The 24,786-nt window shown below is 50.6% G+C and carries 12 protein-coding genes and 1 pseudogene; 10 read left to right on the top strand and 3 right to left on the bottom strand.

Features of this window, described 5'->3' with window-relative positions; translation table 11 throughout:
- Window positions 1-292 precede the first annotated feature (292 nt).
- From PRU_RS16465 to PRU_RS13850, 3 genes and pseudogenes are all read left to right on the top strand, one after another.
- Window positions 293-1,219: pseudogene (locus tag PRU_RS16465) on the top strand (family 43 glycosylhydrolase); the annotation flags it as partial.
- Window positions 1,220-1,690: 471 nt separating this feature from the next.
- Window positions 1,691-2,389 (top strand): acetylxylan esterase, encoded by a 699-nt coding sequence (locus PRU_RS16460; RefSeq protein ID WP_373314246.1) that lies wholly within the window; start codon window positions 1,691-1,693, stop codon window positions 2,387-2,389.
- A gap of 1 nt (window position 2,390) precedes the next feature.
- Complete coding sequence (locus PRU_RS13850) at window positions 2,391-3,842, top strand: family 43 glycosylhydrolase (RefSeq protein WP_013064013.1); 1,452 nt, start codon at window positions 2,391-2,393, stop codon at window positions 3,840-3,842.
- 54 nt (window positions 3,843-3,896) lie between these two features.
- Here PRU_RS13850 and PRU_RS13845 read toward each other — a convergent pair whose 3' ends face one another.
- From PRU_RS13845 to PRU_RS13835, 3 genes are all read right to left on the bottom strand, one after another.
- Window positions 3,897-5,828: an alpha-amylase family glycosyl hydrolase gene (locus PRU_RS13845; protein WP_013063995.1), complete on the bottom strand. Its 1,932-nt coding sequence runs from the start codon at window positions 5,826-5,828 to the stop codon at window positions 3,897-3,899.
- Between the two features lie 110 nt (window positions 5,829-5,938).
- Window positions 5,939-9,979 carry a two-component regulator propeller domain-containing protein gene (locus tag PRU_RS13840; RefSeq protein WP_013064289.1) on the bottom strand — a complete coding sequence of 1,347 codons (4,041 nt, stop codon included), beginning with the start codon at window positions 9,977-9,979 and terminating at the stop codon, window positions 5,939-5,941.
- Between the two features lie 116 nt (window positions 9,980-10,095).
- Window positions 10,096-11,175, bottom strand: a complete 1,080-nt coding sequence (locus PRU_RS13835) for an HAD family hydrolase (protein WP_013063153.1) — start codon at window positions 11,173-11,175, stop codon at window positions 10,096-10,098.
- A 269-nt stretch (window positions 11,176-11,444) separates the two neighbouring features.
- Here PRU_RS13835 and PRU_RS13830 point away from each other — a divergent pair, with 269 nt between their 5' ends.
- The 7 genes from PRU_RS13830 (at window position 11,445) to porU (ending at window position 24,730) form a co-directional block, all read left to right on the top strand.
- On the top strand, window positions 11,445-14,474 hold the full coding sequence (locus PRU_RS13830; protein WP_013065448.1) for a SusC/RagA family TonB-linked outer membrane protein: 3,030 nt from the start codon (window positions 11,445-11,447) through the stop codon (window positions 14,472-14,474).
- Window positions 14,475-14,514: 40 nt separating this feature from the next.
- Window positions 14,515-16,101: a RagB/SusD family nutrient uptake outer membrane protein gene (locus tag PRU_RS13825; protein WP_013065049.1), complete on the top strand. Its 1,587-nt coding sequence runs from the start codon at window positions 14,515-14,517 to the stop codon at window positions 16,099-16,101.
- 49 nt (window positions 16,102-16,150) lie between these two features.
- Window positions 16,151-17,065: a hypothetical protein gene (locus tag PRU_RS13820; RefSeq protein ID WP_041386335.1), complete on the top strand. Its 915-nt coding sequence runs from the start codon at window positions 16,151-16,153 to the stop codon at window positions 17,063-17,065.
- A gap of 89 nt (window positions 17,066-17,154) precedes the next feature.
- A complete protein-coding gene (locus tag PRU_RS13815; protein ID WP_013064520.1) occupies window positions 17,155-18,360 on the top strand; it encodes an esterase in 1,206 nt (401 codons plus the stop codon).
- 3 nt (window positions 18,361-18,363) lie between these two features.
- Window positions 18,364-20,727 (top strand): beta-glucosidase family protein, encoded by a 2,364-nt coding sequence (locus PRU_RS13810; RefSeq protein WP_013064783.1) that lies wholly within the window; start codon window positions 18,364-18,366, stop codon window positions 20,725-20,727.
- Window positions 20,728-20,935: 208 nt separating this feature from the next.
- A complete protein-coding gene (locus PRU_RS13805) occupies window positions 20,936-21,553 on the top strand; it encodes a fumarylacetoacetate hydrolase family protein (RefSeq protein WP_013063311.1) in 618 nt (205 codons plus the stop codon).
- Between the two features lie 36 nt (window positions 21,554-21,589).
- Window positions 21,590-24,730, top strand: a complete 3,141-nt coding sequence (gene porU, locus PRU_RS13800; RefSeq protein WP_013063569.1) for a type IX secretion system sortase PorU — start codon at window positions 21,590-21,592, stop codon at window positions 24,728-24,730.
- The last annotated feature ends 56 nt before the right edge of the window (window positions 24,731-24,786 follow it).

Here is a 24,786-nt window from a genome sequence, read left to right as displayed (position 1 = left end):
CTTTTACCACTATCCAGAAGCTTCTCTTACCAATTATAAGAATCTGACCATACGACTATACAGATTAATACTAAAAAAGACTTGTTTTGGTTTTATTTGTAAGATGCTGCGTTGTGATAACGCGGCATCTTTGCGAAGAGGAATGTTACAATCAGTTTTGCATTTGTAACATTTATATATAAAAAGGTAATAAGGGATTAAACGTTTCCCTAAGAAAAGACTCAAATAACTGAAATCTAACGATTAAACGTATTACTATACATTATCTATAATAAATAACAAACCATTGCCAATGAAGAAAATTTGTATTTCTTTACTGATGTCTGTGCCTCTGGTATCATTAGCACAGAATCCGGTAATCCGCGACCAATTCTCGGCAGACCCGACGGCTCGCGTATTCAACAACAAAGTGTATCTCTATCCATCGCACGACATCATGCCACCCGCTGGTCAGCGACAGGACTGGTTCTGCATGGAAGACTACCACGTATTCTCATCAGAGAATCTGACCGATTGGACAGATCATGGTGTGATTGTAACCCAGAACAAAGTGCCCTGGGTACGTCCTAACTCGTACTCGATGTGGGCGCCCGACTGTGTTTATCGCAACGGCAAGTACTATTTCTACTTCCCATCTGCCCCCGCTGAGGGAAAGGGATTTGGATTTGGTATCGGCGTAGCTGTTGCCGACAATCCTGAGGGTCCATTCATTCCAGAGCCAGAGCCCATCAAAGGCATCAGCGGTATCGACCCCTGCGTGCTCCAGGCTTCGGATGGTAATGCTTACATTTTCTGGGGTGCAGGACGCTGCGCCAAGCTTAAGCCCAACATGAAGGAGCTGGCCGACGACACACCAACAGAGAAAGTAAAATTTGGCGAGCGTGAATTTGAAATGAAAGGTGTGAACTGCCTGAAGGGACTGCCAAGTCGTCAGGCCGAAGGTCCATTCGCTTTCGAATATAATGGTAACTATTATCTCACCTATCCTTATGTAAGAGAGAATACCGAGGTTCTCGGTTATGCCATGAGTAAGAACCCCATGGGCCCCTACGAGTACAAAGGCTTGATTATGGCCGAGCATGCCAACGGCTGCTGGACCAACCATCACAGCATTATCAACTACAAGGGTCAGTGGTATCTGTTCTATCACCACAACGACTTCTCGCCCCGCGACGACAAGCGCCGTTCGGTATGTATCGAGAAGCTGTACTTCAACCCCGACGGCACTATCCAGGAGGTGAAGCCAACCATGCGTGGTGCAGGTATCAACGAGGCAACAGAGAAGATTGAAATCGACCGCTACAGCGAGGCCAGCAATGATGTAACCACATCGCTGATCGACACTGTTAATACATTCCGTAGTTACCAGGCCACACTCCCCGTAAAGGGCAGCTGGATTAAGTATAACGACGTAAACTTCGACTGTCTGACCGAGGGATACCTGATTGTAAATGCCAAGGCAGCCGGCAATACCACACTCTACGTACGTGAAAAGTCATCCAACGGCAAGATTATCGCTAAGATCGACATGACCGTGAAGCCCGAGAGTCCTGCTGGCGCACCAGCTATGTTCCGTCGCGACTTCAGTAACCAGTGGCTCACACTCACAGCCCCATTAGAGTACATGCCAAAGGGTGTTACCGACCTGGTAATCACCTGTGAAGGCGATGCTGGTGTGAGTGTTGACTGGATTCAGTTCAAGAACCGTCCTAAGTACTTCTCGGCAGTGACCACGCCTAGCGCTAAGCCCGATAACGAGGGATTCATTCGTCGCTGGTTCCTCCTGGAGCCTATCGACAAGCCCAATAGTGGCAATACCGTATTCACCGACTCTTATCTGCGCGAGCACTTTAACACAACGTACTTCAAGGGCCAGCAGACCATCGTTCCAAAGGATGGACAGAAAGTGAAGGCCGAATATAAGAAGGTAGAAGTAGCTCCCGGCTTCGGTCGCGGCTTTGGTCAGCAGGCACCTGCCGAGCCAAAGGTAACAACCGTTAAGCAGACACTGACATGGCATGCTCTCGACAGCGAGAACATGAACGTAAAACTGTTCCGTTTTGCTGAGAAATGGGGACAGCAGGTTTACGGCGTACTCTTCTGGGCTGTAACTATCATTGACTGCGACGAGGACATCGAAAACGTACGCCTGGCCGTAGGTTCTAACTCAGCCTCAATGTGGTGGCTCAATGGCGAGGAGGCTCTGCTGCTCTCTGGCGACCGCCGCATGGTTAAGGACGACGCCATGTCGGCTCGCCTCACCCTGAAGAAGGGACGTAACATCCTGCGTGGTGCCGTTATTAACGGTCCTGGCATGAGCGACTTCTGTGTTCGTTTCCTCGACGAGAAAGGTAATCCTGTAACTAACTATACAATCAAAGCACAATAAAATGAAAAGACTACATACACTTCTGGCGGCACTTGCTGTAACAGCAGCCGCTAATGCGCAAATTGGCGCACCTTATATTCACGACCCCTCGACACTCGCTGAGTGCGATGGCAAATACTACACCTTTGGCACTGGTGGCGGCGGTATCATTACCGACGATGGCTGGAGCTGGCATAGCGGCGCCGACCGTCCTGGTGGCGGCGCAGCCCCCGACGTACTGAAGATTGGCGATCGTTACCTCTGCATCTACGGTGCAACAGGTGGTGGCTTAGGTGGCGGACACGCTGGTCGTATCCTCACCATGTGGAACAAAACCCTCGACCCCAAGTCGCCCGACTTCAAATGGAGTGAGGCTGTAGAGGTTTGCGCCTCTGACGGCATGGAAGATCAGGATGCCATCGACCCCGGTTTGCTGTTAGACCCCACGACAGGACGCCTGTGGGTAAGCTACGGTACCTATTTCGGCACCATCCGACTGATTGAGCTCGACCCCAAGACCGGTTTCCGCAAGAAGGGTAACAAAGAGAAGGATATTGCTATCGACTGCGAAGCTTCAGACTTGATGTACCGCGATGGCTGGTACTATCTGTTGGGAACCCACGGCACTTGCTGCGACGGTGTGAACTCTACCTATAATATTGTAGTGGGCCGTTCTTGCAACGTAGAAGGTCCTTATCTCGACAATGTAGGTCGTGACATGTATCATGGCGGAGGAAAGATGGTGATAGCAGCCGAAGACCGTGCCTGCGGTGCTGGTCACTTCGGACGTTTCATCGTCGATGAAGGTGTTGAGGTGATGTCGTTCCACTGGGAGGCCGACTTTGAGCAGAGCGGCCGTTCGGTATTAGCCGTACGTCCTATCGTATGGAAGAACGGTTGGCCTGTTGCCGGTGATAACTTCAAGGGTGGCAACTTCTGGATTGAGTCGGAGCGCCGTGGTTATGCTTTGGAGCTCACCGTTGACTTTATTCGCATGAAGCAGGAGCGCCAGGGCTGGTTCAACCGCAACCAGATGGAGCAGCCTGTGAAGCCTATCGCTAACCAGACCCTCGCTGAGGTAATCGACACATGGCCTAAGGGTGATATTCCTGCTCGCATCTGCGACTATATGAACCGTCCTCACCAGCGCTGGACCATTACTCCAGTTGACTCTGCAGGTGGTTATCTGAGCAATCCTTACTTCAAGATCACCATCGAAGGTACCGACCGTGCACTCGCTGCTACAGCCAACAAGGAGGTAACAACCGTTCCTGCCTATACCGGTGCCGACGAACAGCTCTGGCGTATTGAGCAGCTGACAGACGGTACTTACCGCATCATGCCTAAGGCCATTCCTGGTCAGGAGGGCGTGAACAAGGAGTTCTGCCTCTACTCAGCAGGCGACTCAACACCTACACTCGCTAAATACGATTTCAATACAGACAACTGTAAGTGGAATTTCAAAAAGCGCTAAACAAAAAGGATTCCCTCCTGCATGGCGGGAGGGAATCCTTTCTGTTTTATTTATTTAAAATTCAAGAATGAGCGACTGACGTGGCTTCAGGTCGAAATTCTTCGACAAATCATAGTAACGATTAGTCAGGATATCCTTAGCCTTTGATGTCTTTCCAATAACCTCGGCATAACGCTCAACTTCAAGTGTTGCTGGTTTCGATGTACCATTCAGGATGGTGAGCGCTGTTTTACCCTGATACTGACGGGCAATCACGTAGATGCCATTAAACGGTGTAAACTGAATCTGCTTACCCTTAATAATCACATCGTTACCCTGACGCCAGTGCAGCAAGCGAGAAAGCCAGGTAAACATAGCCTGTTCGCTCTGCGTACGACCTTCCTTAGTAAAGCAGTTATGTGTATCGCCGGGGAAGCCTCCGGGGAAGTCCTTGCGCACATTACCATCCGTTTTTTCCTTTGTGCCGTTCATCAGCACTTCGGTACCATAATACAGTTGGGGAATACGATTCACGGTGAGCAACAATGCCAGCGCCTGCTTCAGGGCGAGGGTATCTTTGCCATTACCCAAGTAGCGGTCGGTATCATGGTTTTCGATAAAAGCCATCACACTCGATGGGTTGGGATAGAGATAATCGTAAACAAACGAGTTATAGATACGGTTAAATCCCTTCCACCAACCATCTGTTTCCTCGAATCTGGCCTGAGTCAACTTGTCGAAGAACGAGAAGTCCATGACTGTCTTCAGATAGCTATTCTTCTCTGAGAGTTTGGAATCCTTCTGCCAGGCAGCGGTGTAAGCAGGCTCGGTGACCCATGTTTCGCCTACGGTATTAAAGTTAGGATATTCGTCGTCGAGTTCCTTCATCCATTGAGCCATTGCATCGGCATAGGCATAAGGATAGGTATCCATGCGGATGCCATCGATACCCACGGTCTCAATCCACCAGATAGAGTTCTGGATGAGATAACGCATCAGATGAGGGTTATGCTGGTTGAGATCGGGCATAGAGGGCACAAACCAACCTTCTACGGTTTCTTTCAAATCAACTTCTGAGGCATAAGGATCAACCACTGGGGTAAGCTTATACGATGTTTGCAGATAAGCGCTCTTGGCAGGCTCTGAACCATCGGCATTAGCGGTAAAACCAGTCATCGGGTCGCGACCGCTCTGCTGCTCGTTCAGCCATTCGGGGGTGTTCAACCAGTCCTTGGTTGGCATATCCTTGGTCCAGGGATGCTCAAAACCGCTGTGGTTAAAAATCATATCCATCACAATCTTCAAGCCTTTCTGGTGAGCCTCATCACAAAGGCGCTTATAATCCTCGTTCGAACCAAAGCGGGGGTCCACCTTATAATAATTGGTGGTGGCATAGCCGTGATAGGTTGCGAAATCATTCTTGGTATCGGGCGAATCATTCTCGAGCACAGGGGTAAACCAAAGCGCGGTTACGCCCAGCTCCTTAAAGTAGTCGAGGTGCTCGCGGATACCATTCAGGTCGCCACCATGACGCAGACTGGGCTTGGTGCGATCCTCTACATAGTTACGCATGCCCTTTATCTTTGTAGGATGATTGGCACCCTGTGCGAAACGGTCGGGCATCAGCATATAGAGCACATCGGCATTGGTAAAGCCCATACGCTTATCGCCACTCATCTCGCGCTGTTTGAGCTGATACTGTACCTTGGTCTTGCCAAAGTTCAACGTCATTGTGCCAGGCTGTGCATCACGCAGATTCATATACACCAACAGGTAGTTGGGCGAATCAAGGCGCACCAGACTGTCGATGACCACCCCTGGATAATCGGTTGTGACACTGGCCACATCGCGGATACCTTTTCCGTACACCATCAGCTGTACCTGAGGATTCTTCAAGCCAACATACCAGTCGGTGGGTTCAATACGATCAATCACCTGTTTTTTTGCTGCACTCATCGTTAAAACGTTTGCCATCAGAATGGCGGTTACTAATAAAATCCGTTTCATTTTTGTTCTTAGTTTATTCTCATGCTGCAAAGATAGGGATTTTTCTGATACGTTGTTCGCATCAGAAAAGAAATCCCATAACATAGCTGTGGCAAACGATTGCACAACCCCTACCCCTTGTACTCGGTAGGGGTAACGCCAAACTGTTTCTTGAATACCACCGAGAAGTGACTCTGGGTACTGAAGCCCGTCATATCCGCAATCTCGGCTACCGTATGCTTACCACCCTTTAACAGTTCGGCAGCGCGGTTCAACTTGTAGGTACGGAAGAAACTGCTGGGCGTTTCGCCTGTCAAACCCTTTATCTTATAATAGAGTTTGGTACGCGAGATATAGAGCATCTTGGTAATACGGGTTACATCGAGTTCTGAATTCGACAACTCTTCCTCCATCAGCTTGTAGAGCTCCTCCATAAAGTGCTTATCCTGCTCCGAGAGGGCATTATCCACGCTTTCATCCTCGGTAGTAGTGGCATTGGTGAGCAACTTACGTACACGGTCGCGGTTCTTCAGCTGCGACTGGATGAGTGCCGAGAGTACAGCGGGCTCGAAAGGTTTGGTAACATAGGCATCGGCACCTACATTCAAGCCCTCAACCTGATTTTCGGCTGTTACCTTGGCTGTTACCAGAATAACAGGGATATGACTCAGCTGGATATCCTGCTTGATTTCCTGACAGAGCTGATAGCCATCCTTACCAGGCATAGCCACATCGCTCAGAACGATATTCGGTTCTGCGGCACGCATCTCTTCGAGTGCCGTGTCAGCATCTAGGCAGGTAATCAGTCGATAATCATGCGAGAACAGCATTCGCATATAGTTGATGATTTCGGTATCATCGTCAACAACAAGGATTGTCGGACGACTGTCGTCGTCATTTGAGAGGTGAGAAGTGAGAGGTGTGAGATGAGAGCCTACCGAAGCAGGAGAATCCACGATGCGGTAGTCGGCAACGCCGTCGCCTTCGAGTGGGCTGCGCTCTGCATCGGTATATGCCTCTTTATTCATGGGATAAACCAAGGTAAACACAGCTCCCTCTCCGTCAGTACGGTTGCCTGCTGTCAAGGTTCCATGATGCAGCTCGGCTAATCGACGGGCATAATAAAGACCGATGCCCGTACCATAGTTTACAACAGCCTTGGTTTGGTTATCCAACTGGTAGAAGCGCTTAAAGATATTCTCTTTATGCTCCTCGGGGATGCCCTTACCAGTATCGGCGATGGTCACCTTCACCTGATCATCCACCACATCCAGGTGTACATCTATCCTACCGCCACGTGGGGTAAACTTCAACGCATTCGACAGCAGATTGCTCACTATCTTTTCCAGTTTATCGCCATCGGTCCAGGCCATCAGCTGGTCTTCCATACCAAAGCGACTCAACGTCAGTCCCTTTTCCTTCGCATTAAACTCAAAAGTGTCGCAGATATTGTTCATCAGCTCCACCACATCAAGCTGTTCCACACTCAGTCGCAGGGTATCGTTTTCCAATTTATTAAAATCCATCAGCTGGTTGACCAGTTTGAACATGCGCTGGATGCTGCGCTGGGCAATGCTCAGCAGACTGCGCTCCTCGTCGCCCACACGGTCACTCTTAGCCAACTGTCCCACCGGACCAGCAATCATCGTTAACGGTGTGCGGAATTCGTGGGCGATATTCGCAAAGAAGCTCATGTTCATCTGGTTGGTACGCAACTCCTGCTCCTTCTCCATCTCAGCCTTTCGGGCAGCACGACGGGCAGCCACCACACGCTTGGCATTGCGGTAGAGATACCAAGCCAACAGCGCCCCCAGTGCCAGATAGATCAGCCAAGCCCACCATGACAACATCGGTGCCGGCTCCACCACGACACTAATCCGGCGTTCGTCGCTGCTGGCCTCGTCGCTGGTACTATCGGTGATACGCACACGGAAGGTATAGTGGCCCGAAGGCAGATTGGCATAGCCCGCGGCGTGCCTGCTACCGGCATCAATCCAATCGTTATCAAATCCATCCAGCTTATAATAATAATGTACACGCTCGTATTCGCCAAAGTCGAGGGCGGTATAGGAGATGCTGAAACTATTCTCACTGTGCTTCAGGCGCACCTCCTGACAATTATCGAGCATCGACTCGATGGGAGCGCCCTCTGTGGGACGTATCATCTGGTTATGAATCTTCAGATGACAGAACTTCAGGGGGATATTCCTGAGTGTATCAATATCTGCAGGATTAAACATGGTGATACCATCGGTACCGCCGAACACCAGACAGCCATTAGGCAACTGACACGAGGCACGATCGGCAAACTCATCGCCAGCCAATCCGTCGGCCTTATAAAGTGCAGTCATCGTGCCTGTCTTGGGGTCGAGACGGTTCAAGCCTTTCATGGTACTAATCCACAGATTACCCTGTCGGTCTTCCTCAATGCTACCTACATCCGAACATGACAGGCCGGCAATACGACGCACCTCGTTGGTTTGCGGATAATAGCACAGCAGCCCATTGCTCACAGTACCAATCCAGATATTCCCTTTCGCATCCTGAAGCATATCGGTAGGGATATACACACTGCGACGGATGCAACGCTGCAAGCTGGGGATATCCAACGCACTCAGCTTCCCCGTTTGAGGGTTCATCTTCGTGATGGGCTGGTAGAAAGCAGATATCAGCATCGAGCCATCCTTTAATTTCAGCAGCGATGGGATAAACGTAAAGTCAACATTAAATGCTTGCTTGGCCTCCGGCTCTGAGCTACCTGGTCTGAAGGCGAAGATATAGGTGGTGCTTGTAGCTGCCCAGACAGTGCCATCCTCGGTTTGTTCGAAACACATCGTTGGCGGCAGCTGCCACTGACTCAGAATATTCAGTTTCGCGCCATCATACTGGCACTTCATCACCCCACTGGTGGTAGAAAGCCAAAGCTGTCCGTCGCTATCGCAGAAGATATTGGTGATCGCATTCTTCTTCTCGCCTGCCGGCAGACCAGCAATCTCGATATGCTCGGCTTTCTGGGTGGTGGAATGATACACAAACACCCCCTTCAGCAGCGTAGATATCCACAGATTGGCCTGTTTATCGATAGCCACAGCCAATACCGACGAATTCTCAATCACCCTATTCAAGTAGTTATCGCTACCGCCGAACTTTTCTTTATAATAGTAGTCGGCAAAAAGGCCCTTATCATAGGTGCCCAACCAGATGTTCTTTCTGGAGTCCTGGAAAATCTTAGTGACATAGGCATCGGGCACCGGCAAGGTGAAGTTAGCGTCGGCCTGACCTTTCAGCGTATGAGTGAGCAGATTCAATTCAAAGAGTCCGTTACGTGATGTGCTGAGCAGGATGGTATTGTTATCCAGCAAACAGGCAGCCTGCAGCACACTATTGTGAGCTGTTAGCCTCTCATGCATCTCGGTACTGAGCGGAATTATCTGCTGCGACTTGGTATCGTAGAGCAGCAACGTGCCATTACCCGAACACAACAGCAAACCGTTGGGCAGCAGTTCGAAGAAATAGAAGCCCAACTGCTGACCGGCCTTCACCTCGGCTTTCTGTTTAAACGTCTCGCCATTGATGACCAGCAGATTGTCGGCGCTCACCATCAGGATATTATCGGCGCCATCGATAAAACAGTCGCCCCACGACTGATTGGTGGCCGTTCTGTTAAACTTCGACAGGAAGATATGATGCTGCTCGTCGTACATCAGCAGGTCCATACCATTATACACAAATATGCGGCCCTTACTGTCCATCAATAGTTTACGGGCATTCCGGTTGCCCGTTTGCATCGGTATCGATTCAAAATTGTCCTGTCGGGTATAACGGCACACACCATTTACGGTAGCCACCCAAAGCCTACCTTGCTGATCGCAAAGCAGACTCTGTATCTGGTTATCAGGCAGTCCCAACGAATCGAATGTACAGAAATACTGGTGATATTCGTGACCATCGTAACGGTTCAAGCCACGGAAGGTGCCAATCCACAAGTAGCCATCGGCATCTTCGGCGATACACTGTACACGACTGTTCGACAGTTCATTGGCCACCACCAGATCATGCTCCTCATCCTTATCGAGTGTAGTACCAATAGTCCCTTGACGCTGGCAGCCCAGCATCAACAGAGCAAGCATTGCACAAACTATAATTGCGAAAACAGGTTTTCTATTAGTCATCTTTTTGTAGTTATTTGCTTGCAAAGATAACAAAAACTCCAGATAATTCAGCAATTATCACCATTATTTGAACATACACGACAACTTTTAAACAAATCGGACAACCCGCGTAGGGCTTATTCGAAGGTGAAAGGCACCTTCACTACCTCTGGTCCGTAGATGGTTTTAAAGTCGTCGCGCATAGAAATTACATGGTAGCCGCTATCGCGCCACTTCTGTGCCAGCGATAGTGCCTTTTCGCGGTTAGCATGGTCGCGAGCCTCATCATCAGCCACCAGCATAAAGGCGGCAGCACGGTGTTTGCTATTGCTCAAGCAGTAGTTATGCATGGCGCTGTCACCACCGCTATTACCAAACGACAGTACGGGCACCTTACCAATCTCCTGTGATATCTGCAGCACCTTATTGGTCTTCAGATTCTTGATAATCAACTCATCGGTACGCACCAAGTTCTCTTCTTTGCCCATGGTATAGTTCACACCTGCCACGTCGCCCTGACTGCTAGACACCAGTCTTACATCCATACCTATCACCCTGTTTGGTGCAATACCGATTGACTCTACCAATGCACGACAGATAAAACGATCGGAACCCGATACCACATAATAGGTAAAGCCATGCTCCCTCAGATACTCGAACACCTCGAGCATGGGACGATAGAAGCTCTGACCATAGGTCATACCTGTAAAACCGTTAGCAGTCTTAGCAGCATAGGCTTTTACGTAGGCATCAAACTCGGCCAGCGTCATACCAGCATAAGCTTTGGCAGCGGCTTTGGCATGAATCATATCGAAATGGTCGGGCAACGCCGTGCCGTTACGCACAAAGTCTCGGATGTTCTGGGCTGCTGTACGCACATCCTCGGGAGCTTTGTCGCGGTAGTCAGCATCGTCGAGCACACGGTACTCCAGCAGATTATACTCAAAATAAGTAGGATAAAGCTCCCCCACAAAGGTGCCGTCCATATCAAAGGTGGCAATACGGTCTTCCTCGCTGATATAGTTCGGCGATTTCGGGTTAGTCACATCCTCAACATACTCCTGCAAGGCTGTCAGTGCCTCACACTTGTTCCAGGACTCAAAATACGATTTTTGTACAGTAGCTTCTACATCATCATTACTGCACGAAGTAATTGCACTTGCGCCGCTGAACGATAACAAAGCGGCAAACATCAAAACGGTTAATTTCTTTATCATCTTATCATAAGATTAGTTTGTTGTTGCAAAAGTACAAAACATATTTAATAATGCAAAAGAAAAATACGGAAATATGAACAAAATCGACAAGTTTTAAACAAATCGAACAACACCTATATAGATTTGAACAAGCGCGAAAAACGAAAAACAGAATAAAAAAACACTATTTAATAATTCGCGTTACCTTTGCAGCCGAGATTTTCATAACCAAATTATATTCCTAACAATTAACTCAAAACAATTAAAGCTCAATGAAGAAGAGTAGTATTATGTTGATGTTGATGGCACTGATGATGTCAGTAACATCTTTCGCCCAAGGACTGAAGGGCCATGTAATCGACGAGAACGGCGAACCCGTTATCGGAGCAACCGTAGCCGAAAAAAGTAATCCCAAGAATGCCACCATCACCGATTTTGATGGTAACTTCGTGGTAAACATTCAAGCAGGTCATACCCTCACGGTGACCTACATCGGCTATCAAACCTTTGAAGGTGCCGCTAAGAACGGCATGACTATCAACCTGAAACCCGACAACAAGGTACTCGACGAAGTCGTTGTTGTTGGTTATGGTGTACAGAAGAAGAGTAGTGTAACAGGTGCCATCTCTCAGGTAAAGCCCGAGGATATGGAAAACCGCACCATCGCCAACGCTCAACAAGCCCTGCAGGGTAAGACCTCGGGTGTACAGATTATCCAGTCGAGCGCTGCTCCTGGTTCATCACCAACCATTCGCGTACGCGGTTATTCCTCTAATTCAAGCTCAGAGCCCCTGTTCGTTGTTGATGGTGTGCGCCTGAGTGATATCAGTGGTATCGACCCCAGCACCATCGCCTCGATGGAAATCCTGAAGGATGCAGCCTCGGCCGCTATCTACGGAGCCGAGGCCGGTAACGGAGTTGTTCTTATCACCACTAAGAAAGGTAAGCCTGGACAGGGTAAGATTACCTACGACTTTATGTTTACCGACGAAAGTCTGGCCCGCATCCCCAAGATGCTGAACGCCGAGCAGTATATCCAGTATATGGACGAGGGAAACATTTTTACGAAGGACTATATGCTGAAGAACTGGGACGGTGTGACCAACACAGCTTGGACTGATGTGGCTTTCAATCATGGTCACATGCAGAAGCACGCCCTCTCGTTTACCGGTGGTAACGACCGTGGCAACTATTTCCTCTCGCTCGCGTACCTTAATAATAATGGTATCGTTAAAGGCGACGCTGATGTGTACAAACGACTCACAGCCACCATCAACGCCGAATATAAGATAAAAGACTGGTTGAAGGTAGGTACTACCAACCAGATTGAGAAATACGACGTACGCTCGGTATCTACCAACAGCGAGTACGGCTCGCTACTGACATCTATCCTGATGCTCGACCCACTGACTCCCGACACCTACACCGCCGAGAACCTGCCTTACCAGATGGTAAATGCCCAGGCCAACGGCAAGCAGCTGTTGCAGGACGAGAATGGCAACTACTATGCCGTATCTAAGTTCTATGCCGGCGAGCAGTATCATCCCATGATTATGCGCGACAACGGTCTGTCGAAGAACCAGGGATTCAATATCAACGGTTCTATCTATGGCGATTTCACACCATTAAAAGGCCTCACTGTTACCTCTCGTTTCGGTTATCGCCTGGCTGGTACACGTAGCAGCAGCACCAGTCTGCCATTCTATGGTAACGGCGTACAGAGTCGCGACTACCTCGACTTCAGCGCAGGCTCTTCTACCTCTATCTACTATCAGTGGGAGAACTTTGCCAACTATATGAAACAGTTTGGTGGTCATACCGTTACAGCCATGGTAGGTATGTCGTTCCAGAAGTCATCAAGCGACAATGTGAACGGTTCGCTGACAGCCAATGGCGAAGATGCCTTGAAGAAGAACGACCCATTGTTCTACTATCTGAACTATGCCAACGCATCAGCCACCAAGGGTGTGAGCGGCGAAACCAACGAGAGTACCAAATACTCCTACTTCGGTCGCCTGTCTTACGATTTCATGGGTCGTTATCTGCTGCAGGCTTCGCTGCGTGCAGATGCTGCCGACTTGTCGAAGCTCTCAAAGAAAACCCGTTGGGGTTACTTCCCTGCCGTATCAGTAGGTTGGACCATCAGCGAGGAGAAGTTCTTTGCACCACTGAAAAAAGCTTTCGATAGCTTGAAGTTCCGTGCCAGCTGGGGTCAGAACGGTAGTCTCTCGGCATTGGGTGGCTACAGCTACAGCACCGATATGGCACTGGGCGGACTCTATCCATTCTCTTCAGGTATCAACTACACCCAGGCCGCAGCCCCATCAACCATGGGTAACGACGACCTGAAGTGGGAGACTTCAGAGCAGTTGAATTTTGGTTTCGACGGTATCCTGATGGGCGGTCGCATGACCTTCGGCATCGACTACTTTATCAAGAAGACTAAGGACCTGCTGGTATGGGGTACCACACCATCGCTTATCATCGGTGGCAGCACCTCGCCTATGAATGCTGGTAACGTAGAAAACAAGGGCTTTGAGTTTGAGCTGGGCTGGCGCGACCATATCGGCGACTTCAACTACAGCATCCGTGCCAACCTCTCCACCCTGAGCAATAAGGTGACCTATATCGATCCTTCTATCACCCGCCTGAGCGGTAGCAACTTCCACACTTACACCATCACCTATTTCGAGAAGGGCTATCCCGTTTACTACTTCCGCGGCTACAAGTTTGCCGGCATCGACAAGGAAACAGGTAACCCATTGTTCGAGGATCTGGATGGCGACGGAAAAGTATCGGATGGCGACCTGACCTACATCGGCGATGCCATCCCCGACTTCACCTATGGTCTCACCCTCACAGCGGCCTATAAGGGCATCGACCTGACCGTATTCGGAACCGGTTCGCACGGCAACAAGATTTTCAACTGTATCAACCGTCCCGACTACGCTGCTTCGAACCGTTTGAAGGAAGTGTTCTACGACAACCGTTGGACGGTAGATAATCCTAACGGCACCGTCCCCCGTGCTGGCGCTAACGACATGGATAAGTATGCCACATCAAGTGCGCTGGTTTACGACGGCAGTTTCTTCAAGATCAAGCAGATTCAGCTGGGTTACACCCTGCCTAAGAACCTCATCAACAAAGTAGCTTTGAGCCATGCCCGTATCTACGCTTCGCTCGACGACTTCTTCACCTTCTCTAAGTATCCAGGCTTCGATCCAGAGGCTGCTACCAACTCTACCTCGGGTATGGGTATCGACAAGGGTGGCTACCCCACCTCGAAGAAAGTGGTACTGGGACTGAACATTGAGTTCTAAGAGAGTTAAAGAATTAAAGAATTGAAAAATTGAAATCATTATGAAAAAGAATATATATAAAATGGTTGTAGCAGGAGTATTCTCCTTCCTCCTTCCTCTTTCCTCTTTCCTCGTAGTGAGCTGCGACAGCGAGCTCGACATTGCCAAGCACGGCAACCTGGGAAGCATGGAAGACTTCTACACCAACGACGAGAACACCATGCAGGCCACCTCTTCGCTCTATCTGCAGATGCGTAGCCTACATTACAATTGGTTTATGACCAAGAACTGTCTGTCTGACGATGTCTGGACAGGTGGCGGTTCGCGTGGCGACAACGCCGAAATGGAGAAACTCAACGAATACACCTTCGGCACCGATCATGGCATGATCCAGAGCCTCTACTCGGGTCTCTATGGCGTCATCTATAAAGCCAACCTGATTATCGACAAGACACAGGGAGAAACCTCTATTATGAAACGCGCCATCAACGAGGCTAAGGTGTTCCGTGCATGGGCTTCGTTCGAACTGGTAACCCTGTTTGGCACAGCTCCTGTTGTGGACCACCTGTTGGAACCAGGTGAGTATCGCTTAGGCAACAGCGATCCTGCCGAGATGTGGGCACTCATCGAGAACGACCTGAACGAGGCCATCAACAGTGGAACCCTTCCCTCGAAGAGCGACGTGAACGATGCCGAGGGAGGCATCCGCATCACCAAGGAGACGGCTCAGGCTTTCTTAGGCAAGGCTTATCTCTTCGAAGGTAAGAACAGCGAGGCTGCCGCCATGCTCGACAATGTGATCAACTCGGGCAAATATGCACTCTATCAGGGTGAGTACGATGCGCAGTTCCATGCTGCAGCCAACAACAACTGCGAGTCGGTATTCGAACTGCAGAAGCGTAACGATACCGAGCAGATGTGGAACCAGTTTGATATGTACCTGTTGATGCAGGGCTGGCGTACCGACAAGATGAACTACAGCGGACAGGCTGCTAACGTGATTGCCCAGGGTACCTACGGATTCATGAACCCACGCAAGTCGCTCTACGATGCGTTCGTGGCTTGGGAAGGTGCCAACGGCTACCGTCTGAACAAGACCATGATGACCTACGAGCAGCTGAAGAACTTTGGCGTTAGCATCCAGACGGGCGCCTTGGTATATGGCTGCGAGGGTTACTTTATGTGGAAGAACCAGTCGCTGAAGGAGGACTGTGTTGTCGATCAGTCATTCTTCCAGGGCGTTCAGTTCACCAATCTGAAGATTATGCGCTACGCCGAGGTGCTGCTGTTGGCCGCCGAGGCTCAGCTGCAGGCAGGCAACAGCAGTAAGGCACTCGACTACATCAATCAGATTCGTGTACGTGCCAAGGAGACACCGCTGACCAGCGTAACGCTGAACGACATCAAGACCGAGAAGCGCCTGGAGCTCTGCAACGAGAGCGTACGTTTCCAGGACCTGGTTCGCTGGGGCGATGCAGCTTCGGCACTGGGTCAGCAGGGTAAGGAGATACCAGCCTTCGGTACCGAGGGTGTACAGTGGCTCTTCAAGAACGATAAGTATGGTTTCCAGGAGAAGCACAACCTACTGCCAATCCCTCTGAAGGAAATCGAACTCAACCCCAATATGACTCAGAACACGGGATGGTAATTCTACAATGTAAAAATGTAAGAATGAGAAAATGTAAAAATTGATAATTATGAAAAAGTTTAGATATATCATCATGTTGTTGGCTGTGATTGGCTTTACGGTTTGCGACAATAAATCAATCGAAGACTTGAACGGTGAATTCAGCAACATCACCTTCTGCACCTTCAATAACGGCAGCGTACAGCCTACCACCAAGTTGGGTAAGGGCATTAAGGCGCTGAACACACAGTTTACCGATGCTGCAGGCAACAGCCTCAGCCTCAGCTTTGGCAGCAAGGAGTGGATTCTTAACGAGGGTACCTATCAGCCTGTAGCCACCCTCACTACAGGTGGCACCTACGCTGGTAGCATCAATGGCGCAACCATCAGCGAGGGTAGCATCGACGTGAGCGCCGTGAACGGTTGCTACTTTATCAGCGGACTGGTGAAGACCAGCGACGGCAAGCAGTACAAGCCTTACTTCAAGGGTGAGCTGACCTTCATCGTTGGCGAGGATGATCCTGAGCCCAGCGGCTATACCATGACCATCGCAACGAGCGAGGTTGCCATCATGGACTGGACCACCTTCCAGAACACCGTTTATCCCGACGTTACCAAATATACCATTACCGTCAAAGATCCTAACGGTCAGCAGGTAGCCCTGTTCGATGCCATCAATGGCAACAGCAAGCAGGCAGCCGACCTGGCTGGCACCTATACCATCGTTGGCGATGCGCATGATGCCATGCAGATAAGCGCTGGCTACTCAATACCCGATTACGGAATGGCAGGCGGCACCAGCTATCTGGATAATGGCGGCACAATGCAGTATCTGACCGGTGGTAGCGTTGAGATAACCACCGCCAAGAGCGCCGAGGGCGAAACCCTCTACTCGTTCAAGGGTACAGGTCTCGAAACCATCGATGCTGCAGGTACTACCGGTAGCGGTGCTTTCAATTTTATGTTCATTTCGTTAGTAAAGTAAGAAAAATTTCGTATATTTGCAGCGGACAACAGGATTTATAGGAAAAAAGTCCTTATGTCTTGTAGTCCGTTGCTAAAAAAATAATAATAATGAAGAAACTAATGCTTATGGCTGCCCTCTGCCTGATGGGCATGGCAGCCCAAGCTCAGCAGAATCTGAGCTGGGGTCAGGGCCCACAGGTGGCCTCACCCGATGTACATGCCGACAACAGTGTAACATTCAACCTCATTGCCCCTGAGGCACAGAAGGTACAGATTACCGGCGACTTCCTGCCCCCAAAGAAGGTGGAGTTTGGCGGTAACACTTACGACGCCCCTAACGTAGTTGATTTGGTTAAGAACGAGAAGGGTGTTTGGAGCTTTACTACCGAGCCCCTGAAGCCCGAGCTTTATACCTATAATATGATTGTGGATGGTGTAAAGATTATCGATCCCCTGAACGTTTACAATATCCGTGACATTAACAACCTGTTCAGCGTACTGCTGATTGGTGGCGATCAGCGTACAGACCTTTATAAGGTTAACAAGGTGGCTCATGGCACCGTTAGTAAGGTGTGGTACGAGAGTCCTACTGCCGGACTCACCCGTCGTCTCACCGTTTACACCCCTGCCGGCTACGAAACCAGCGGTAAGGAGTATCCTGTACTCTACCTGCTGCATGGTATCGGTGGCGACGAGAATGCTTGGAGCGAGCTGGGACGTGCTGCCCAGATTCTCGACAACCTGATTGCTCAGGGCAAGGCTGAGCCTATGCTGGTAGTGATGACCAATGGCAACATCTCGCAGGAGGCTTGCCCAGGCGAGACCAGCGAGGGATTCAAGGTGCCAACCATGATGCTGCCTAAGACCATGGAGGGCAGTTTCGAGACCGCCTTCCCCGATGTTGTGAAGTTTATCGAGAAGACCTACCGTGTCAAGAAGGATAAGGCTCACCGCGCCATCGCCGGTCTGTCGATGGGTGGTTTCCACAGCCTCTTCATCTCTATCAACAATCCTGATATGTTCGGTTACGTAGGTCTGTTCTCAGCCGCAGTCGATCAGCAGCAGCCCAATGGTGGTTTCCCCAACATCTATGCCGACCGCAATGCTAAGATCGACAAGCTGTTTGCCAAGAACCCCAAGCTGTTCTGGATTGGCATCGGCAAGACCGACTTCCTCATCAAGAACAACAACGACCTGCGTGCTTATCTCGACTCTAAACACCACAAATACACCTACCTCGAGACCGAGGGTGGTCACATCTGGCGCAACTGGCGTATCTATCTCTCAGAGTTCACTCCATTATTGTTTAAGTAATCTATGAAGAAATCTGTATTATTTTTAGCTGCTGCAGCATTGGCAGCTGGCTGCGCTACTGCTGACAAGCAGAGTCCTAAGAACACCATCAATCAGGACGAGGTGATGTCGAAACTCTCACTTGAGGACAAGGCACACTTCGTGATTGGTACTGGTATGGCAGGCTTCTCGGGCAACGATGCTGTGATTGGCGCTACCCGTAGCTTAGTACCTGGTGCCGCCGGTACTACCTACCCTCTCGACTCATTAGGCATTCCCGCTGTGGTATTGGCCGACGGTCCTGCCGGACTGCGTATCGATGCCAAGCGTGATGGCGATTCAGCCACCTACTACTGCACCCACTTCCCCATCGGAACCCTGCTGGCCTCGACCTGGAACACCCAGCTCATCGAGCAGGTGGGACAAGCCATCGGCGAGGAGGTTAAGGAATATGGTGCCGACGTGCTGCTGGCGCCTGCCCTGAACATCATGCGTAACCCACTGTGCGGTCGTAACTTCGAGTACTACTCTGAAGATCCCGTGGTGGCTGGTAAGACTGCTGCTGCCTATATCACCGGTGTGCAGAAGAACGATGTGGGTACCAGCATCAAGCACTTTGCGGCCAACAATCAGGAAACCAATCGCATGAACAACGATGCCCATATCTCTCAGCGTGCCCTGCGCGAAATCTACCTGAAAGGCTTCGAGATTGCCATCAAGGAGAGCAAGCCTTGGACGGTGATGACCTCTTATAATTATATCAATGGCGTTTACACCTCAGAGAGCAAGGACCTGGTAACCACTATTCTGCGTGATGAGTGGGGCTACGAGGGTACGGTGATGACCGACTGGTTTGGCGGCAAGGATGGTGCCAAGCAGATGTGGGCCGGCAACGACATGCTGCAGCCTGGTAAGGCCGAGCAGTTCGACAGCATCGTAGCAGGTGTAAAGAGCGGCAAGCTGAGCGAGGCCGACCTCGACCGCAGCGTCAAGCGCATTCTGAACCTGGTTGAGAAGAGCCCCCGCTATCAGGGTTATAAGTATTCAAACAAGCCTGACCTCAAAGCACATGCTGCTGTCACCCGTCAGAGCGCAGCCGAGGGTATGGTGCTGATGAAAAATGGAGGCGCCCTGCCTTTTGCCAAGACGGTAAAGAATGTAGCTCTGTATGGTAACACCTCTTACGATTTTATTGCCGGTGGTACTGGTTCGGGTAATGTGAACCACGCTTATGTGGTGTCGCTGCTCGACGGTCTGAAGAATGGTGGTTACACCGTTTCGGACGAGTTGAAGAACGCCTATGCCGCCTACGCTGCCGAGTGCAAGGCAAAGGTAGAGGCAGAGATTGCAGCTGCTGCCAAGAAAGATCCCAAGAACGCCATGCTGATGCGCTTCATGCCCCGACCATTGCCTGCCGAAAAGCAGTTCAGCGCCGACGAGCTGACCAAGCAGGCTGCCGCTTCGGATATCGCTGTTATCACCTTGGGCCGTATCTCTGGTGAGTTCATGGACCGCAAGGCTGCCGACTTCAACTTGAGCGACTCTGAGCGCCAGCTCATCACCCAGGTATGCGACGTTTACCACAAGGCTGGTAAGCAGGTAGTAGTACTGCTCAATATCGGTGGCGTCATCGAGACAGCCTCATGGAATCAGTTGCCCGATGCCATCCTGTGCGCTTGGCAGGCTGGTCAGGAAGGCGGTAACAGCGTAGTTGATGTGCTCAGCGGTAAGCAGTCGCCAAGTGGTAAGTTCACCATGACATGGCCTGTTAACTTTACCGATGCCTACAGCTCAAAGAACTTCCCCGTAGATCAGGATCCACGTATCGACATGACCAATCAGGGCTCAAAGAGCGCCAATGTGAAGAATGTGGATTATACCGATTACGAAGAGGATATCTACGTGGGCTATCGTTATTTCGACTCGTTCGATGTGCCCGTCAGCTATCCATTCGGTTTTGGTTTGAGCTACACCACCTTTGCGTATAGCGATGCCAAGATTGTTGAGAACGGCGATGCCTACGAGGTGAGCGTAACGGTTAAGAACACCGGTAAGCACGAGGGCAAGGAAGTGGTTGAACTCTACATCTCAGCTCCCGATAACCAGGCTGCCAACAAACCCGTCAAGGAGCTCAAGGCCTATGGTAAGACCAAGCAGTTGGCTCCAGGCGAGAGCGAGACAATAACGATGACCGTACAGGCTGCCGACCTGGCTTCGTTCGACGAATCAGCCTCAGCCTGGGTAGTAGCCGCCGGCGAATACCAGTTCCTGGTAGGCGCCTCATCAGCCGACATCAAGGCCACTCTCAAGGCCACTGTCAAGGCTCAGCAAACCAAGGTTAACAACGTGCTGGCTCCCCAAACCCAGCTCAACCTCCTGAAGAGATAAAAACCTAATCAAATTTCTAACTCCCCCGCCGCCGATGAATCGTCCACCCGATCTCATCGGCGGCTTTTATTTAGTATCATACTATCTGTCTGATAGTATAACACAAAAGGGAAGTTAGTATCAGGGTAAAGTACCTTTAGCGTTTGGAAAGAAAAAAAACGCAATTTATTTTGTATTTCGCTCGCTTATTTGTAATTTTGCCACCGATATGAAGATATTTGCAATTGGCATGAACTATGCCGCACATAACCAGGAGTTACATGGGACGCTGAAGCGCCCTGATGAGCCTGTGATATTTACGAAGGCCGATTCGGCGATACTGAATCAGGGTAAGCCATTCTTTATCCCCGACCACCTGGGGCGTATCGATTACGAGACCGAGGTGGTGGTACGTATCTGCCGTTTAGGCAAGAACATCCCTGAGCGTTTTGCCCATCGCTACTACGATGCCGTGACCGTAGGCATCGACTTTACAGCCCGCGACCTGCAGCGCAAGGCCAGCGAGGCCGGACAGCCCTGGACCATCTGTAAGGGGTTCGACGGTTCAGCTGCCATCGGCGAGTGGGTGCCTAAGGAGAAGTTCATGGATCTGCAGGCACTGCACTTCCATCTGGATATGAACGGACAGACCGTTCAGGAGGGTTGCACCAGCGATATGCTGTATAAGATAGATGAGATCATCGCCTACATATCGCAGTTCTTTACCCTGAAAACAGGCGACATACTCTACACCGGCACACCCGCTGGCGTGGGTCCCGTAAAGATTAACGACCACCTGGAAGGTTGGCTTGAAGAACGAAAAGTGCTTGACTTTCATTGCAAGTAACGCAATAAAACACAGCTCTTTACGTTAATACATATAGTGAAGACCATCAGCACGTTACTTTCAGTGCTGCTCCTGATAGCCTTAGGCACCACGGCCAAGGCACAAGGGCGGTATGCGGAACACTCGGTGCTCCGCGAGGGTAACTGGGCAAAAATCAGCGTTGCCGAGAGTGGTTTTTACGAACTAACAGACGAATTGGTTAGAAAAGCAGGGTTTAGCGATGCCAGTAAAGTAAAAATATACGGCTATGGCGGCGCGCTGCAACCCGAACGCCTGACAGGCGATTACCTGACGGCTACCGACGACCTGAAAGAGCTGCCCACCTGCACCATGAACGGTAAGCGGGTATTCTATGGCGTGGGGCCGGTTAACTGGAATAATAAGGAATCGCTTGCGCGCACGCGTAACCCTTATGCTGATTACGGTTATTACTTCCTGACCGAGAGTGAGGACGAGCCGCTGACTACCGACAGCGCCACCTTAGTTGGCCAGCACTACCCCGCCAACCATGATTACCACCAGCTGTACGAGGTGGATAACTATGCCTGGTACCACGGCGGGCGCAACCTGTTTGATAAAACACTCTACACCATCGGCACACCACAGACTTACAAGCTGAAGGGCACAGGCAGCACAGGGCGTATAGGCATAGCCCTTACAGCCGATGCCGACTACGAGGCAACCATCAGCGTAAACGATTCGGTGATAGCCACCATCAGTAAGAAAATCACATTAGACAGCTATACCAAGGCCGACGAGCAGCTGTGGCAGTACGACCTGCAGAACCTGAAGGCCGAGAACACCATCAGCATTACCCAGACCGCAGGCGGCAACCTGCGGTTGGACTACATCGACTTGCAACACGCAGAGCCTGCGCCCATCACCATCGGCGAGCCCACCTACGTGTATCGCATCACCAATCAGGATCACCATGCCGATGCCGCCACCGATATGGTGATTATCATCCCCACCAGTCAACACCTGTTGGCACAGGCCGAACGCCTGAAAGCCCACCATGAGCAGCACGACGGACTGCGTGTAACCATCGTACCTGCCGACGAGCTGTATAATGAGTTCAGCAGCGGCACCCCCGATGCCACTGCCTACCGCCGCTATCTGAAGATGCTGTACGACCGTGCCACCACACCAAACGATAAGCCCCGTTACCTGCTGCTGTTTGGCGATGGCGCTTGGGACAACCGCATGCTCACCAGCGAGTGGAGCGGCTATAATCCCGACGACTATCTGCTGTGCTACGAGAGCGAGAACTCGTTCAGTCAGGTAAACTGCTACGTCAGCGACGATTTCTTCTGTCTGTTGGATGACGAAGAGGTGATACAAACCACTAACGGCAACAGCACCACCTATGCCGGCAAGCCCGATGTAGCTGTTGGTCGTCTGCCAGCCCGCACCCCAGACGAGGCAAAGACACTGGTGGATAAGATTATCAGCTACGCCCAGAACGAATATGCCGGTCCTTGGCAGAACGAGATATGCATGATGGGCGACGACGGCAACGACAACTCACACATGAAGACCGCCGACAAGGTGGCCACGATGATAGAGAACACCTACCCCAACTACAATGTAGATAAGATTTACTGGGATGCCTACCAGCGCACCTCGTCGAGCACGGGCTATAGCTACCCTGACGTAACCCGACTGATTAAGCAGCAACTGCAGAACGGCGCGCTGATGATGAACTACTGCGGACATGGTGCAGCCTATGCCATGAGTCATGAGCTGGTGATGAAGCTAACCGACTTTGAAAGTCAGCAGAGCAACTACCTGCCACTGTGGATGACAGCCTCGTGCGACATCATGCCCTTCGACGGACAGGAAGAGAATATCGGCGAGACCGTGATGCTGAACAGTAAAGGCGGCGGCATTGCCTTTTTTGGCACCACCCGCACCGTATATGCCACCTATAACGAGGTGATGAACCTGGCCTTTACCAAGCATGTGCTTACCCCAGGCATGGCTATCGGTGAGGCCGTACGCCTGGCCAAGTGCGAACTGGTAGAGAAAAGCAGCGACCTGACCTGCAACAAACTGCAATACACCCTGTTAGGCGACCCAGCCCTACAGCTGAACACGCCCCGACAAAAAATGGTGGTAGATAGTATTAACGGTATGCCTGCTACCCAGGGCATTAAACTGGCAGCAGGTTCGATCGTAAAGATAACCGGTCATGTAGAACTGAACAACGAGACCGACACTGACTTTAACGGTATCGTGACCCTGTCGGTACGTGACGCCGAAGAAACCATCACCTGCCGATTGAACGACCGATCGAGCACTGGAGCCGACAAAGCTTTTGTGTATCAGGACCGTACCAACTATCTGTATCGCGGTTCGGAGAACGTAACCGAAGGTGTTTTCCACTTCACTTTCGCTATCCCCAAGGATATCAGTTATACCGACGGCAGCGGCTTGATGACGCTCTATGCCATTAATGCCGATAAGACGCGCTCGGCCCACGGCGAGAACGAGAGCTTTGAGCTAATAGGCAGTAGCACGGCACTGACAGATTCCATCGGTCCATCGGTTTACTGCTACCTGAACTCGAAAAACTTTAAGAACGGCGGCAAGGTAAACACCACGCCTTACTTTATAGCCGAACTCTACGACGACAGCGGTATCAACGCTTCGGGTAGCAGCATCGGTCACGACCTGGAGCTGATTATCGACGGCGACATGAACCAGACTTACAACCTGAACAACTATTTTGAGTACGACTTTGGCGACTACCGCAGTGGTAGCATCGGCTTTAGCATACCCCAACTGAGCATCGGCACCCATAAGCTGCTGTTCAGAGCTTGGGACATTCTGAACAACTCGACCACCACTGAACTGCTATTCGAGGTGAGCGAGGATGCGGGTTCAGGCGAATTCAACGTTACCTGCACGCAGAACCCAGCCAGCACCAACACCCAGTTTGTGATTACCCACGACCGTCCTGGCAGCGAACTGAAGGTAACACTGGATGTGTTTGACTTGGGTGGCAGACAGCTTTGGCGACAGACCGATACTGTAATGGCAACTAACGACACCGTTACGATAGACTGGAACCTGAACGTAGCAGGCGGCAGCCGACTACACACAGGTCTGTACCTGTGCCGCCTAACCCTGAACGATGGCGATAGCAAAACGGTGAAAGTGTTGATTAAACATTAAACATTAAAGATTAAACATTAAACATTAAAGATTGAACATTGAAAAATTGAAGAATA

The organism is Xylanibacter ruminicola 23 (assembly GCF_000025925.1).
GTDB lineage: Bacteria > Bacteroidota > Bacteroidia > Bacteroidales > Bacteroidaceae > Prevotella > Prevotella ruminicola.
This window is presented reverse-complemented; position numbering and strand designations above follow the sequence as displayed.

Bases quoted from the DNA above. Each gene is read 5' to 3' on its own strand.
- PRU_RS13835 (WP_013063153.1), bottom strand. From the start codon at position 11,175: ATGATAAAGAAATTAACCGTTTTGATGTTTGCCGCTTTGTTATCGTTC.
- PRU_RS13805 (WP_013063311.1), top strand. From the start codon at position 20,936: ATGAAGATATTTGCAATTGGCATGAACTATGCCGCACATAACCAGGAG.
- PRU_RS13845 (WP_013063995.1), bottom strand. From the start codon at position 5,828: ATGAAACGGATTTTATTAGTAACCGCCATTCTGATGGCAAACGTTTTA.
- PRU_RS13815 (WP_013064520.1), top strand. From the start codon at position 17,155: ATGAAGAAACTAATGCTTATGGCTGCCCTCTGCCTGATGGGCATGGCA.
- PRU_RS13850 (WP_013064013.1), top strand. From the start codon at position 2,391: ATGAAAAGACTACATACACTTCTGGCGGCACTTGCTGTAACAGCAGCC.
- PRU_RS13840 (WP_013064289.1), bottom strand. From the start codon at position 9,979: ATGACTAATAGAAAACCTGTTTTCGCAATTATAGTTTGTGCAATGCTT.
- PRU_RS13825 (WP_013065049.1), top strand. From the start codon at position 14,515: ATGAAAAAGAATATATATAAAATGGTTGTAGCAGGAGTATTCTCCTTC.
- PRU_RS13830 (WP_013065448.1), top strand. From the start codon at position 11,445: ATGTTGATGTTGATGGCACTGATGATGTCAGTAACATCTTTCGCCCAA.
- PRU_RS13820 (WP_041386335.1), top strand. From the start codon at position 16,151: ATGAAAAAGTTTAGATATATCATCATGTTGTTGGCTGTGATTGGCTTT.
- PRU_RS13810 (WP_013064783.1), top strand. From the start codon at position 18,364: ATGAAGAAATCTGTATTATTTTTAGCTGCTGCAGCATTGGCAGCTGGC.